The organism is Caulobacter sp. GW822-FHT01G02 (assembly GCF_058802865.1).
The window spans coordinates 597,693-612,643 of sequence record NZ_JBXAON010000004.1 but is presented as its reverse complement, the minus strand read 5'-3'; the positions used below and the strand labels follow the sequence as shown (position 1 = coordinate 612,643).

Annotated in this window: 7 protein-coding genes; 3 read left to right on the top strand and 4 right to left on the bottom strand. The window is 67.1% G+C overall.

Features of this window, described 5'->3' with window-relative positions; translation table 11 throughout:
- Window positions 1–205 precede the first annotated feature (205 nt).
- A complete protein-coding gene (locus AC1RNC_RS15170) occupies window positions 206–6,322 on the top strand; it encodes a hemolysin-type calcium-binding protein (protein ID WP_492887192.1) in 6,117 nt (2,038 codons plus the stop codon).
- A 435-nt stretch (window positions 6,323–6,757) separates the two neighbouring features.
- On the opposite strand, the gene AC1RNC_RS15165 is transcribed toward AC1RNC_RS15170, so the two are convergent.
- The 4 genes from AC1RNC_RS15165 to ybaL form a co-directional block, all read right to left on the bottom strand.
- Window positions 6,758–7,630: a hypothetical protein gene (locus tag AC1RNC_RS15165; RefSeq protein WP_492887191.1), complete on the bottom strand. Its 873-nt coding sequence runs from the start codon at window positions 7,628–7,630 to the stop codon at window positions 6,758–6,760.
- A gap of 572 nt (window positions 7,631–8,202) precedes the next feature.
- Complete coding sequence (locus AC1RNC_RS15160; RefSeq protein ID WP_492887190.1) at window positions 8,203–10,323, bottom strand: M13 family metallopeptidase; 2,121 nt, start codon at window positions 10,321–10,323, stop codon at window positions 8,203–8,205.
- A 207-nt stretch (window positions 10,324–10,530) separates the two neighbouring features.
- Window positions 10,531–11,025 carry a copper chaperone PCu(A)C gene (locus tag AC1RNC_RS15155; protein WP_492887189.1) on the bottom strand — a complete coding sequence of 165 codons (495 nt, stop codon included), beginning with the start codon at window positions 11,023–11,025 and terminating at the stop codon, window positions 10,531–10,533.
- A 60-nt stretch (window positions 11,026–11,085) separates the two neighbouring features.
- Window positions 11,086–12,768 (bottom strand): YbaL family putative K(+) efflux transporter, encoded by a 1,683-nt coding sequence (ybaL, locus tag AC1RNC_RS15150; RefSeq protein ID WP_492887188.1) that lies wholly within the window; start codon window positions 12,766–12,768, stop codon window positions 11,086–11,088.
- Window positions 12,769–12,839: 71 nt separating this feature from the next.
- On the opposite strand from ybaL, the gene AC1RNC_RS15145 reads away from it, so the two are divergent.
- Both AC1RNC_RS15145 and AC1RNC_RS15140 read left to right on the top strand, forming a co-directional pair.
- Window positions 12,840–13,088, top strand: coding sequence for a helix-turn-helix domain-containing protein (locus tag AC1RNC_RS15145; RefSeq protein WP_492887229.1), 249 nt, complete (start codon window positions 12,840–12,842; stop codon window positions 13,086–13,088).
- Window positions 13,089–13,106: 18 nt separating this feature from the next.
- Window positions 13,107–14,903: a cation:proton antiporter domain-containing protein gene (locus AC1RNC_RS15140; protein WP_492887187.1), complete on the top strand. Its 1,797-nt coding sequence runs from the start codon at window positions 13,107–13,109 to the stop codon at window positions 14,901–14,903.
- The last annotated feature ends 48 nt before the right edge of the window (window positions 14,904–14,951 follow it).

Here is a 14,951-nt window from a genome sequence, read left to right as displayed (position 1 = left end):
GGTGAATATCTTGGGTTGCGTCAGTCGCCAACGGCGAAAACCCAGGGTTGAACAGTGCATCGGCCAGGAGATTCGTGGAGCCGAGTGAATATTGTTCTTGGGGCAAGCGCGTTTAGTAAGCGCCCGCGAGAATCTTCGCCATCCAGGACAGCCCGATAGTTTCAAGGCGCCACGCCGCGCGCCTGTTCAAATTTGGGGTTGATCCATGGCGCATGTAAACGGCAACACCGACAACGCTCCGCAACGGGCCGGTGGCGCGGCCTTGACGGGTCAGCTCTGGGTGTTCACCGAGGGCGGCGATTCCGACACCCGCCTGTACCGGATCAACAGCGACGGAACCAGCCAGACCACGGTCGCCAGCAACGGCGTGGGCGGTGCGGGCGATGACCAGTTCAGCTCGTCGTTCACGTCCGACATCGGCGTCGATACGGCGGCGGGCTACTACTTCGCGGTAGTCGGCGGCCAGAACAACGACAACGCCGTCCTAGTGCGCGGCCAGATCGGCAGCGCCGCGGCGCCGACGGCCGTCGTGACCCTCCCGGCCGCCGCCATCGTCAACACGATCGAGGTCGATGCGGTCAACCGGAAGATCTATGTCGGCTCCCAGGACGGCTCGTTCCCGCCGGACGGCGCCATCACCGGAATCCGCGTCTACAGCTACGACGCGGCAGGCGTGGTGACGGATAATGGTTTCCTGACCACGGCGGTGAGCGACAACCGCGCCAATGAAGGCGCCGATTACTTCGTCCTCGACCCGCAGGACATGGCGCTCGATTCCTCGATCGGCCGCCTGTTCTATACCGAGCGTGTCGACGGCCTGTTGAACAACATCTACCGTGTCGACATCGCCAGTCCCAACACTCACACCAAGTTGGTCAGCGAGTCTCAGTTCCCCGACGACTACTCGAACGGCATCGTCAGCGACATCGAGGTCGATGAGAGCACCGACCTCGTCTACTTCGTGACCCACTCGCAGCACCCGTCCGGCGGCGTCAACTACAATGCCTCCGAGAACGCGCTCTGGTACATCAGCGAGAACGCCTCCAACGGCACGGCCACGCAGGTGACCCTGGTCGGCATGCCGGGCGGCAACACCTTCTATCCCGGCGACATGACGTTCGATCCGAACCTGCGCCAGCTCTATATCGAGAGCGAGGAAACCGACGGTTCGCACACGGACGACGTCATCTACGTCTTCCAGCTGGACGGCGCGGGTACGACGGCCACCCTGATCGACAGCCTCTCGCCGGGCTTCACCCACACCGGCGCCAATATCGAAGGCCTGACCTTCGCGCAGTTGCCGGTGCTGAGCGGCCTGACCGGCACGGGCGTGGCGGCCGTCGAACAGGCGGCGACCAAGACCACGCTGCTGACCGGCGCGCCGACCGTCGCCGACAGCGACGGGGGCTACCTGACCAGCGCCACGGTGCGGATCACCGGCGGCACGTTCGCGACCGGCGAGACCAGCGCCGCCGACGATCACCTGGGCTACGGATCATCGGGCCAGATCACCGGCACGATCGCCACCACCAACATCACCGTGTCGTGGAACGCGGCGACCGAGACCCTGACCTTGTCGGGCTACGACACCCTGGCTCACTACCAGACGGCCCTGGCCGGCGTCAGCTACTGGGCCACGGGTGACAACCCGACCAACCACGGCGCCAACACCAGCCGCACCATCACCTGGACGCTGAATGACGGCACGCCCGACATGGCCGGGTCGACGGTCAACACCGGCACGACCACGCTCAACATCAGCGGCGTCAACGACGCGCCCGTCAACAGCGCGGTCACCAGCGCCACGGGCGCCGAAAGCGCGAACATCGCCATCACCGGCCTGCAGATCAGCGACGTCGACGCCCCGGCGTCGCAGACCATGACGATGACGCTCGGCGTGTCGAACGGCGTGCTCACCCTGCTGACCAATGTCGCCAGCGGCCTGACCGCGGGCGGCATGACCGGCAATGGCACGGCCAGCGTCACGATCACCGGCACGCAGGCGGCGATCAACGCCACCCTGGCGGCGTCGAACGGCCTCGTCTATCTCGGCGACAATGGCTTCAGCGGGACGGATTCCCTGTCCGTCGTCACCAGCGATGGCGGCGGCTCCGGCGCGGACGGCGTGAAGAGCGACAGCGACAGCTACGCGATCACCGTCCTCGGCGTGAACGACGCCCCGACCGTGGGTGGCGACGGCGCGGAAACCCTGGCGGCGACCACCGAGGACGTTTCGCCCACGACCCTGGTCAACACGGTCTCGTCCCTGTTCGGCGGCCAGTACAGCGACACCGATCTGGACGCCTTCGCCGGCGTCGCCATCGTCGCCAACGGCTCCGCCGCCGGCACGGGCCAGTGGCAGTACTGGAACGGCGCGACCTGGGTGAACGTCGGCGCGGCCTCGGGCGCGGCGTCGGTGCTGCTGGCCGCCTCGACGGCGATCCGCTTCGCGCCGGCCGTCGACTTCAACGGTCCGGCCCCGACCCTGACGGCGCGGGTCGTGGACGCCAGCGGCGGCGCGCTGACCAACGGCGCGATCGTCGCCACCACCACCAACGGCGGCTCGACGGTCTACAGCGCCGGAACGGTGGTGCTGGACCATGGCGTCACGGCGGTCAACGACGCGCCGGTCACCACCGGCGGCGCGGCCGTCGCCCTGACCAGCATCGGCGAGGACTCCGCGCCCGGCGCGGGCCAGACGGTAAGCTCGCTGTTCAGCGGCCACTTCTCGGACGCCAAGGACACGGTGTCGGGCGGCAGCTCGGCCAACGCCTTCGCGGGCGTGGCGGTGACGGCCAATACGGCGTCCGCGACCCAGGGGGTCTACCAGTACTATGACGGCGCGGTCTGGCATGACCTGCCGGCCGTCTCGACCGCCTCGGCCTTGATCCTCGACGCTGGCGCCCGGGTGCGCTTCGCGCCGGCGGCCGACTATTCGGGCTCGCCGCCCAGCCTGACCGTCCACATGATCGAGGACTCGTCGGGCGCGGTGACCACCGGCGCGACCGCCGACCTGACCGTCACGGGCGGCTCGAGCCAGTATGGCGCGGCCATGACGCTGGGCGTCACGGTCACCGGGACCAACGACGCCCCGATCCCGACCGGCTCGGCCACCCTGGCCGCCGTCGACGAAGACACCGCCGCGCCTGGCGGCCAGAACGTTTCGACGATCTTCGGCGCGCACTTCACCGATATCGACGGCGGCGACACCCTGGCCGGCGTGGCCATTACCGGCAACGCCGCCACCAGCGAAGGCGTCTGGCAATATTTCAACGGCGCCTGGGTCACGATCGGCGCGCCCACCGAGAGCGCCGCCCTGGCGCTGGCGGCCGGCACGCTGGTCCGCTTCCTGCCCGCCGCCGACTACAACGGGACGACGCCGGCCCTGACCGCCTATCTGATCGACAGCTCGGGCGGCGCGGTGACGGCCGGCGCGCTCCTGGACGTCAGCGTCAACGGCGGTCAGACCCGCTTCAGCGACACCAGCCTGACCCTGACCACCACCATCACGGCGACCAACGACACCCCCGTCGCGCCGGCCACGGCCACCACGGTCGGCGCGACCGAGCAGACGGCGGCGACGCTGCTGGGCTCGCTGGCCGTGTCCGACCTGGAGCTGGACGCCCGCAACGGCGGCAATGGCGACTACGGCGGCGCCAGCTTCACGGTGCAGCGCGCCTCCGCCAACCCCGCCGACAGCTTCGCCTTCGCCAGCGGGGGATCGTTCACGGTCTCCGGCGGCGACCTTCAGGTCGGCGGGCTGACCTTCGCCACGTTCACCAATAGCGGCGGCGCGCTGACGATCAGCTTCACCAGCTCGGGCGCATCGGCCACCACGGCGCGGGTCAATGACGTCATCAACCATATCACCTACACCAATGGCAGCGACGCGCCGCCTTCCAGCGTGACGCTCAACTACCTGCTCGATGACGGCTCGCCCGGCGGCGGCCAGGGCTCGGGTCCCACGTCCCAGGCCGGTGGCGCGGTGATCGTCAACATCGCCAACGTCAACGACCTCCCGACCGGCGCGGTCACGATCACCGGCGCGACGACCGAGGGCCAGGTGCTGACGGTCAACACCGCGGCCCTGACCGACGGCGATGGCCTGGGGACGCTGCACTATCAGTGGCAAAGGTCCAACGGCGCCGGCTACGACGATGTCGGGACCGACGCGACGACCTACACCCTGGGCGACGCGGACGTCGGCAAGGCGATCCGCGTGGTGGTCAGCTACACCGACGCCAAGGGCGCGGCCGAGACGGTCAATGGCGTCGCGACCGCCAACATCGCCGGGGTCAATGATCCGCACACCGGCGGGGCGTCGATCACGGGGACGGCGACCGAGGACCAGGTCCTGACCGCGGTCTCGACCCTGGCCGACGGCGATGGCCTGGGGACGCTGCACTACGACTGGCGGCGCGACACGGGCGGCGGCTATGTCAGCATCGGCGCGGCCGACCAGGCGACCTATACGCTGGGCGACGCCGACGTCGGCGCCACGGTCCAGGTGGTGGTCAGCTACACCGACGGACAGGGTTTCTCGGAGTCGGCGACCAGCGCCGCCACCGCGACGGTCGCCAACGTCAACGACCTCCCGACCGGCGCGGTGGTGATCGCCGGCGCGGCGGTCGATGGTCAGACCCTGACGGCCGGCAACACCCTGGCCGACGCCGATGGCGTCGGAACCATCCACTACCAGTGGAAGGCGGGCGGGGCCGACATCGTCGGCGCGACGAACGCCACGCTCGTGCTCACCGGCGCCGACGTCGGCAAGACGATCAGTGTCGTGGCCAGCTACACCGATGGTCACGGAGCGGCCGAGTCCGTCGCCTCGACGACGGTCACTGTCGGCAGCAGCACGCCGCCGTCGACCACGACCGGTACGGTGATCGACGGCGCGCCGGTGGAGGTGACCAAGACCGCCAACGCCGATGGCTCGGTGACCCAGACGACGGTCATCGCGCCGGTCACGCCCTCGGCCACCGACCAGACCGCCGACATTCCGCTATTTACCGAGAACGGCCAGTCGCTGTTGTCGGTGTCGGCGCCGGTGGGCTTCAGCATGATCGTCACCGGCAGCGACAAGCCGGAAACAGCGGGAAGCTCTTTGAACAACCTGATCACCGCTATCGTGGCCGCGGGCGGAAACAACAGCCAGACCGGGGCCGGCGGCGATTTCCTTTCCAGCCTGACCAGCGACTCGCGCATCCTGGTGCAGTCGGTGACCCCGACCGTGTCGCCGGGAGCCCCGTCGAACACCCCCCTCACCTTCGACGGCGGCCCGACCACGGACGGCGTCATGACGGCCCTGGTGCTCGACGTCACCAAGCTGCCGTCCGGCACGGTCATCAATCTCAACAACATCGACTTCGTGACCATCGTCGGCGCCACCAAGGTCGGCGGCGGCGACGGATCCCAGGTGGTCTTCGGCGACAACCAAAACCAGTACATCGTGCTGGGCGCCGATGACGACATCCTGCACGGCGGCGGCGGCGACGACACCGTCGGATCGAAGGGCGGCAACGACAAGCTCTATGGCGACGCCGGCGACGACACGCTGTTCGGCGGCGACGGCAACGACCTGATGGACGGCGGCGTGGGCAATGACACCGTGCTGATGGGCGGCAACCTCAAGGACTACATCTTCACCCACAGCGGCGCGGGCCTGCTGGCCACAAGCTTCGAGGGCGACGACACCATCCTCGGCGTCGAGACGCTGAAGATGGTCGACGGCTCGACGGTCACCGACCTGAACAAGCTGGTGGCCGGGACGACGTCGGTGGCGGTGATGACCTACGCGTTCTTCACCGGCAAGACGCCGACGGCGGCGGGGCTGACGTACCTGCTGCACGCGGCGGACACCGTCAACGCCAGCGACCTGAGCGACGCCTACTATCAGAAGTTCAACGTCGACAACCGCTACATCAACTTCGCGGTCAACCTGGCCTCGCCCCAGGGCCAGGCCCATGCCTGGTTCGAGACCAACTATGGCGCGCTGAACGCCGAACAGACCCTGACCAAGGCCTATAAGGAGATCTTCGGGGTCACCCTGACGAACGACAAGATCCAGCACCTGCTCTACGACCAGGTCGGCCAGGACATGACCCGCCTGCACTATTTCGAGCTTTTCGCGGGCTCGGCGGAGGGCGCCAAGGCCGGGATCATCGGCTGGCTGCTGGCCGCGGCGGTGCTGGAGAACACCGGCCGCTACGCGGCGGCCAACACCGCCTTCCTCAACGACTTCGCCGACGGCGACGCCAAGCTCAATGTCGACCTTGTGGGCGTCTACGGCGACGGCCACGCCTGGGGGACGCTGACCTAGGTCCAGCCCCCAGGACGCCGTCGTTCCCGCCCACCTAGCGGGAGCCCTTCCATCCGCCCGGGGGGAAGGCAGGCGCGGACTGCCAGGCAATCCGCTCGCATCTCACGCGTCTACCGAACCAGCGGGCGCCAAGAGGGCGTGCGCGCGCCGAACGCGAAACCAGATCGGTTTCGCGGACAGAGCCTCCCCCCGCCCAATGTCCAGTTCGCCCCCTCGGTCGCTTCGCGACAGCTCCCCGCATCGCGGGGAAGTATCTCACGTCGGCTCCCGACCGAGGCTGTGTAAAAACGTCGGAGCGGCATTTCTCGGTAGAACAATATTCTGGTGTTTAGCCCAAACGGGTTGAGCCTTTCGAGATCGGATGGAAACTCATCCATAGGCGAAAGAAAATGCCCGCAAAATTTTCAGCGCGGGTGTTTTCACACAGCCTCGACCCTAATCGGACATTCGCGGATGTTCGCCAGATGGTGGGCTGTCACCATCTGGCGCGCTTTTCGCCGCGCCCTTTAGCTTGCGAGAGATTGCTAGCAGCTGCTTCTCTAACTCGGATTCGGTTCTGCGCCGCTCCCGCTCGATCCAGTCTTCCTCAAGCATTTGGATGATCGCAGCACGCACGACGGGGAAATAATCCTTGCACTCCTCCTCCGATAGCTCGTGCAGACCCTTGCTCAGAATGCCGTAGGCTGCTCGATGCTTAACGATCGCCACGGGTAGGACCGACCTAAGCGCGTGAATTTTTTCTTCCATTCGCATTGTATCAAAGCCTGCAAGAGGGGCTTCGCGCTGCTCAACGAGTTGGCGGTGCTCCTCGACGAGACGTTCGAAAATCCGGCGGAGATAGACGAACGCGCCGATTCCGATGCCGTGGCTGGCCAAACCTGTTGCTTTGCGCAATTCGTTGAACGCGCCGCCCTTCAGCTGACCCCGGTACTTTTCGATGTCAGCCCCTGCGATATCCTCAAGCGATGGATATTGACCAACTTTCTGGATTATGGATTTTTTTGATTGATGGAAGTTGAAACAGTAAGCGTGCCCATTGCGCATGCATTTTGCGACAACATCAAACAACCCATCATGCAAAATATGTTCGTCAATCTGGTCATCCGTTCCCTTGAATGTTCCACTCGCTACTCGGAATGGTCCAGACTGCTTGCAACGAATGCAGTAGGTGTCGAACACAAAGCCTCGATTGCGGAAGATTCTCAACCACTCTCGCCCCACGTCGACAGGCGCGTACAGGCCCTGCTCTAGCAGCGCCTGGGCGTGAGTAATGGGCGCTTCCGGCTCAGGCGTTATTGGCGTTGTCATAGATCAGATGCTCCAACCGTAACCATGGCGCGCTATACTGTTGGTGACAACCGAGGGTCGCCTCCCACCCTAGTCGGACGTTGGCATACGCCCCATTCGGCACTTATGCTCCGGCCATGCCCGCAGCAAAGCCGCCACTCCAACCAGTCGCTCCCTCGCCACTATTGGATGCCGAGGCAGCGTTCATCAAAGCGACGGTCGAGCGTGTCTTCGGCGCCGACGCGGTTGTGCGTAATTTCGGCTCAGACCCTACCCGGCTCGACCTGCATGTCGAAACGAACACGGCGCCCCGACTGGAGCTGGACGAGTGCAAAGGTCATCTGTGGTGTCGAATTGAGAGGCCTACCTCGCTCATCGCAACGAAGCGCGGCACCCGCCCACATGGGCCCGCGAAGATCGCTTACCGCCAAGGCGTCATACTCTGACAGTCGAATAGGCTGAGAACGGCAGCTCACCACCCATCGCTGACACCTGGAACGACAGCTTTCCGGCTTTGGGCGGTTGTCTGTTTCGCTCACGAAAAAGGGCCGGCGTTTCCGCCGGCCCTTTCCATTTCCGCTGGATCGCGGGACCTACCAGATCTTCACGCGGTCCGCTGGGGCGACGTACAGCTTGTCGCCCGGCTTGACGTCGAAGGCGGCGTACCAGCCCGGCTGGTTCCGGACCGTGCCGTTGACGCGGTAGACGGCCGGCGAGTGCGGGTCGCTGGCGATCTGCTGCTTCAGCGCGTCGTCGCGCGACTTCTGGCGCCAGACCTGGGCCCAGCCCAGATAGACGCGCTGGTCGCCGGTGAAGCCGTCCAGGACCGGCGAGGGCTTGCCCTGCAGCGACACGTGGTAGGCGTCCAGGCCGAAGCCCAGGCCCGACAGGTCGCCGATGTTCTCGCCCATGGTCAGGTCGCCGTTGACGTGCATGCCCGGGAAGGGCTCGAACGCCGAATATTGGGCGCCCAGCTTGTTCTTCTGCACGTCGAACTTGGCGGCGTCTTCCGCCGTCCACCAGTCGCGCAGCACGCCGTCGCCGTCGGACTTGCGGCCCTGGTCGTCGAAGCCGTGGCCGATCTCGTGGCCGATCACGCCGCCGATGCCGCCGTAGTTGACGGCCGGATCCGCGTCCGGATGGAAGAACGGGGCCTGCAGGATGGCGGCCGGGAACACGATCTCGTTGTTGACCGAGTTGTAGTAGGCGTTGACCGTCTGCGGGGTCATGCCCCACTCGGTCTTGTCGACCGGCTGGTTCAGGCGCTCGACGTCGTGGCGATAGTCCCAGGCGGCTTCGCGCAGGGCATTGCCATAGGCGTCGCCTTCCTTGATCTCCAGCTTGGAATAGTCGCGCCACTTGTCGGGATAGCCGATCTTGACGGTGAACTTGGCCAGCTTGTCCTGGGCCTTGGCCTTGGTCTCGGCGCCCATCCAGTCCGACGCGTCGATGCGGGTCTTCAGGACGGTGCGGATGTCGCCGACCAGGGCGACCATCTTGGCCTTCGAGGCCGGCGGGAAGTAGGCGGCGACATATTCCTTGCCGACCGCCTCGCCCAGCAGGCCGTTGACCTGGGCGACGCCGCGCTTCCAGCGCGGGCGCTGCTCGGGCTGGCCCGACAGGGTCTTGTTACGGAACTCGAAGCTGGCGTCGACGAAGCGCTTGGACAGCATCGGGGCCGCGCCGTCGATCACCTTGAACGCCTGCCAGGCCTTCAGGGTCTCGATCGGGGTGTCGGCGTAGATCTTGGCGTATTTCGGGAACGAGGTGTTGGTCGTCACGATGACGCGGTCGATCTTCGGCAGTTCCGTGCCGACCAGGTAGCGGTTCCAGTCGTAGCCCGGCGTCTGGGCCTGCAGCTCGGCCAGGGTGGCCGGATTGTAGGTCTTGTCGCGGTTGCGGCGCTCGACCCGGCTCCACGAGGCCTCGGCCAGCTTGGTCTCGAAGTCGACGATGGCCTTGGCGTTCTGAGCCGGCTTTTCCCAGCCGCCCAGGGTCAGCATCTTCTCGACATAGGCCAGATAGGCCGTCTTCTTGTCGGCGAACTTGGCGTCCAGATAGTAGTCGCGGTCGGGCAGGCTGAGGCCGCCGGTCGCGGCGTAGACGGCGTAGGCGTTGGGGCTCTTGGCGTCGGTCGAGACGCCCAGGCCGATCAGGGCCGAATAGGGCGTGGTCGAGCTCTTGCCCATCAGGGCGGTGAACTCGTCCTTGGTCTTGACCTTCTGGACGCCGGCCAGCCACGGCTTTATCGGGGCGGCGTCGAGCTTCTCGATGGCGGCTTCGTCCATGAACGCGCGGTAGGCGGCGCCGATCTTGGCCTTGTCGCCGGTGGCGGCCTTGTCGGCGGCCGCGGCCTCGATCAGGGCCTTGGTGCGGGCTTCCGACAGCTCGGCCAGCTTGTCGAAGTTACCGTAGCGGGTGCGATCCGACGGGATCACCGTCCTGGCGTCCCAGGCGCCGTTGGCGAACTTGTAGAAGTCGTCGCCCGGCCTCACCGAGGTGTCCATGCCCGAGAGGTCGAAACCCCAGGTCCCGTAGCGCGGCGACTCCAGCGAGGTGACGTCGCCCGAGGCCACGCCCTCGGCGAGCGAGGGCAGCAGCGATTGCACCGTGCAGGCGTCGTTGACGCAGGGGTGCTCCTCGTGGGCTTGCGCCCCGAAGGCCGACAGAGACAGCGCCGCGATCGCCGCGGCGCCGAACCAAACTCGTTTCATGGAAGTCGCATCCGTTGGTGTGAGCTGGAGCGCGGCAGCTGAAAGTGTGAGCGGTTTCGGCGGCCGCCACGCTCCAGGTGTTTGAGGCAGAGCCTGTTTATCCGTTTCCGATTTTTATCGGAAACGGACAGGCTCTGGCCGGCAATCTGCACGGACGCGGAATATTTGCTCCCTTAAAAAAAGTTCATGTAGCCCATTTTCGACTCGTCAGTGCTTGTGCTCGGCCATGGCTGGAGCCCGCCCGCCGGACGGCGGGGTCAGTTGCACGACCAGGTCGACCCGCGCCTTGCGGCCGTTGTCGAAGACCAGGGTCACGGGAACTTTTTGCCCCACGGTCTGGGCCGCTTTCAGCGACAGGATCATGAGGTGGTAGCCGCCGGGGGCGAAGGCGACCTGGCCGCCGGCCGGGATCACCACGCCCTTGTCCAGTTCGCGCATGGTCATGACGCCGCCCACCATGGCCGACTGGTGGATCTCGACCGAGGCGGCGGCCGGGGTTTCCACGCGCCTGAGGGTCACCGGCGTCTTGCCGGCGTTGTCGATGGTCATGAAGCCCACCCCGTTCATGCCGGCCTGGGCCGGGCGGCTCCAGGGCTGGCGGATGGTCAGGGCGCCGAGCTTGTAGTCGCCGGCGTGCGCCAGCGGGGCGGCGACGGCGGCGGCCAGGATGGCGGTCAGGGCGATGGCGAACGGACGCGACATGGGCGCTCCTCCTCAGTGATGGTCGGGCGTCAGCCCTATGAAGCCCTTGGCTGGCAGACGCTAGTGATGTCCGGTCTGCGCCGCTGGCTTCTTCTTCGGCGCGCGCAGGAGCATGCCGCGCGCGATCTCTTCCTCGCCGATCAGGGCGTGGGTGGCGCCCATCTGCTTGAGAAGCGCGACGTCGGCGTCGGTATAGGCCCGGGCGACGATCTCGCAGTTGGGGTTGGCGGCGCGGGCCTGTTCGATGATGCGGCTGGCCTCGAACGGGCTGGGCACGGCGACGAACAGGTGGGTGGCCTTGTCGAGACCGGCCTTCAGCAGCACCTCGGGCTTGACCGCGTTGCCGCCGATCGTCTCGTAGCCGGCCTTGCGCAGCTCCTCGGCGCGCTCGGGATCATCCTCGATGACGACCAGCGGGGTCTTGGCCTTCAGGCCCTCGGCCACCAGCTTGCCGACCCGGCCATAGCCGACCAGCAGGGCGTGCGGCTTGGCGGCGGCCAGGATCGGCGGTTCGCCGGCGGCCTTGCGCTCCTTGGCGATCATCTTGGGCAGAACCCGATCCAGCAGGGCGAACAGCAGCGGGTTCAGCAGGATCGACAGGATGGCGCCGGCCAGGATCAGGTCGCGCCCCTCGGGCGGCAGCAGCTTCAGCGAGACGCCCAGGCCCGCCAGGATGAACGAGAACTCGCCGATCTGGGCCAGGCTGGCCGAGATGGTCAGGGCGGTGCTCATCGGGCGGCGGAAGGCCAGGACGATGCCCAGGGCGAAGATCGACTTGCCGATGATGATGATCGCCACGGTGGCCAGCACCGCCAGCGGCTGCTCCAGCAGGACTTGATAGTTGAACAGCATGCCGATCGAGACGAAGAACAGCACGGCGAAGGCGTCGCGCAGCGGCAGGGTCTCGTTGGCGGCCTGCTGGGAGAGCTCGCTCTCGGCCATGATCATGCCGGCGAAGAAGGCCCCCAGGGCGAAGGACACGCCGAACAGCGCGGCCGAGCCGAAGGCGACGCCCAGGGCGATGGCCAGCACGCCCAGGCGGAACAGTTCGCGCGAGCCGGTGTGGGCGACGCGGTGCAGGATCCACGGGATCACCCGGCGACCGACGATCAGCATCAGGGCCACGAAGGCCACGACCTTGCCGATGGTGATGGCGAAGGCGCCCAGGACGCCGCCGCCCAGGAAACCGGAAGCGGCCTGATTGGCCGGCGCTTCGCCGCCCAGTACGCCGGACAGGGCGGGCAGCAGGACCAGCGCCAGCACCATGGCCAGGTCTTCGACGATCAGCCAGCCGACCGCGATCTTGCCGCGTCCGGTCTCGATCAGCCGTCGCTCCTGAAGCGCGCGCAGCAGCACGACGGTCGAGGCGACCGACAGGGCCAGGCCGAAGACGATCCCCGCTCCGACGCTCCAGCCCAGAAAGACCGCCAGACCCAGGCCCATCGCCGTCGCCGCCGCGATCTGCACGACCGCGCCGGGGATGGCGATGTTCTTCACCGCCATCAGATCCTTCAGCGAGAAGTGCAGACCGACCCCGAACATCAGCAGGATCACGCCGATCTCCGCCAGCTGCGGCGCCAGCTCCTGGTCGGCGACGTAGCCGGGCGTGAACGGCCCGACCAGCACGCCGGCCAGCAGATAGCCGACCAGCACGGGCAGCTTCAGGCGGTTGGCGATGGCGCCGAAGATGAAGGCCAGGCCCAGGCCCGCGACGATGGTGGCGATCAGCGAGGTGTGATGCACGAGTTCTCCTTGACGGTCGTCCTTTTCGAGCGTACTCAACCAATATGGGTGATGAAGCCCAGGTACGCCAGATGCCGCACGCAAAAATTCTCCTTCCGGCGCAATGCCGGGCCGCTCGCGGACTGATCAACTGGTCCCAAGGCGAGCTCGCCGATCGGGCGGGCGTGTCGCGCAGCACGGTCAAGGACTTCGAGACCGAGCGTCACGCGTTGCACCATAGCACCGAACGCCTCCTGATCGACGCGATCGAGGCCGGCGGGGTGTCGCTGATCGCGGCGGATGAAGCTGGGGCGGGCGTGCGTCTGAAGAGAGCTGACTAGGATCAACGAGGAGGGCGCGTGGCGCACGAGGTTTCCCCAGAGAGCTACAAGGACCTGGTCCTGTTCCTGGCGACCGCCGGTATCGTCGCGCCGCTCTTCAAGCGGCTGAAAATCAATCCGATTCTGGGCTATCTGCTGGCCGGGGTGATCCTGGGGCCGTTCGGCCTGGGCCGGTTCATCCCCTACGCCCCGTGGCTGGACTACGTCACCGTCGACAACCCCGCCGAAATCGCCCAGCTGGCCGAGTTCGGGGTCGTGTTCCTGCTGTTCATGATCGGGCTGGAGCTGTCGTGGGAGCGCCTGCGGCTGATGCGCCGATGGGTGTTCGGCCTGGGCGCGATCCAGGTGATCGCCTGCTCGCTGGGCCTGGGCGCGGTGGCCATGCTGCTGGGCCAGAGCCCGGTGGCGGCCCTGACCATCGGCGCGGCCCTGACCCTGTCGTCGACCGCCATCGCCGTGCCGGTGCTCGCCGAGCGCCGCCGCCTGCATTCCGAAGCCGGCCGCGCCACCTTCTCGGTGCTGCTGTTCCAGGACCTGGCCGTGGCGCCGATCCTGATCACCCTGGCCATTCTCGGCCGCGGCCATGGATCGTTCCAGGTCAAGGACCTGCTGGCCCTGGCCCCCGCGGCCGTGGGCCTGGGCGCGATCGTGCTGGTCGGGCGCCTGGCGCTGCGGCCCATGCTGAAGTCCGTCGCCAAGGCCAAGAGCGAAGAGATGTTCATGGCCGCCTGCCTGCTGGTGATCATCGGCGCGGGTCTGGTCAGCGCGCTCTCGGGCCTGTCGATGGCGCTGGGCGCCTTCGTCGCCGGCATTCTGCTGGCCGAGACCGAGTATCGCCACGAGGTCGAGGTCAAGATCGAGCCGTTCAAGGGCCTGCTGCTGAGCCTGTTCTTCGTCTCGCTGGGCATCCGCCTGGATCTCTCCCTGCTGGCCGCCCAGCCGGTGGCGATCCTGGCCACGGCGGTCGGCCTGATGCTGCTGAAGACGGCCGTGGTGTTCGTCGGCGGCCTGGCCATGGGCCTGAACCGGCGCGCGGCGATCGAAGCCGGCCTGATCCTGGCGGCCGGCGGCGAGTTCGCCTTCGTGCTGCTGGACAAGGCCATCGACGCCGAGGTGGTGTCGCGGCCGCTGGGCCAGGCGGTGCTGGTCTCGGCCACCTTGACCATGTTCCTGATCCCGGCCCTGGCGGCGCTGGGCGGGTATCTGGGCCGCAAGAGCGCGCCGCTGCCGATCAGCGAAACCCCGCCGTCCACGCCGCGCGAGCCGGACCGCGTCGGTCCCGAGCCGGCCGGCCAGGTGCTGGTCATCGGCTATGGCCGGGTCGGCAAGCTGGTCGGCGACATGCTGGGCCGCCACGAGCTGTCATGGATCGCCGTCGAGCGCGACGCGCGTCTGGTCGAGCAGGGACGGCGCAACGGCGAGCGCATCTATTATGGCGACGCCTCGCGGCTCGAGCTTCTGGAGCGCTGCGGCCTGGCCACGGCCAAGGCGGTGGTGGTGACCATGGACGCCTTCGAGGTGGCCGAAGCCGTGGTCGCCGCCGCGCGCGGGGCCCGCCCGGACGTGCCGATCGTGGTCCGCGCCCGCGACGCTCACCACGCCGCGCGGCTCTACGAGCTGGGCGCCACCGACGCCGTGCCCGAGACCATCGAGGCCTCGTTGCAGCTGTCCGAGGCCGTGCTGGTCGATATCGGCGTGCCGATGGGCCTGGTCATCGCCTCGATCCACGCGCGCCGTGACGAGTACCGCAAGAAACTGAACCGCCCCGACGCCCTGGGCGGCCGCCGCCGACGTCTGCGCGACGCCTCTCTGTGAGAAGACGCTAGAGCATTTTCCGACGAAGTGGACACCGGTTCGTCGTCA

Bases quoted from the DNA above. Each gene is read 5' to 3' on its own strand.
- AC1RNC_RS15165 (WP_492887191.1), bottom strand. From the start codon at position 7,630: ATGACAACGCCAATAACGCCTGAGCCGGAAGCGCCCATTACTCACGCC.
- AC1RNC_RS15170 (WP_492887192.1), top strand. From the start codon at position 206: ATGGCGCATGTAAACGGCAACACCGACAACGCTCCGCAACGGGCCGGT.
- AC1RNC_RS15145 (WP_492887229.1), top strand. From the start codon at position 12,840: ATGCCGCACGCAAAAATTCTCCTTCCGGCGCAATGCCGGGCCGCTCGC.
- AC1RNC_RS15155 (WP_492887189.1), bottom strand. From the start codon at position 11,025: ATGTCGCGTCCGTTCGCCATCGCCCTGACCGCCATCCTGGCCGCCGCC.
- AC1RNC_RS15160 (WP_492887190.1), bottom strand. From the start codon at position 10,323: ATGAAACGAGTTTGGTTCGGCGCCGCGGCGATCGCGGCGCTGTCTCTG.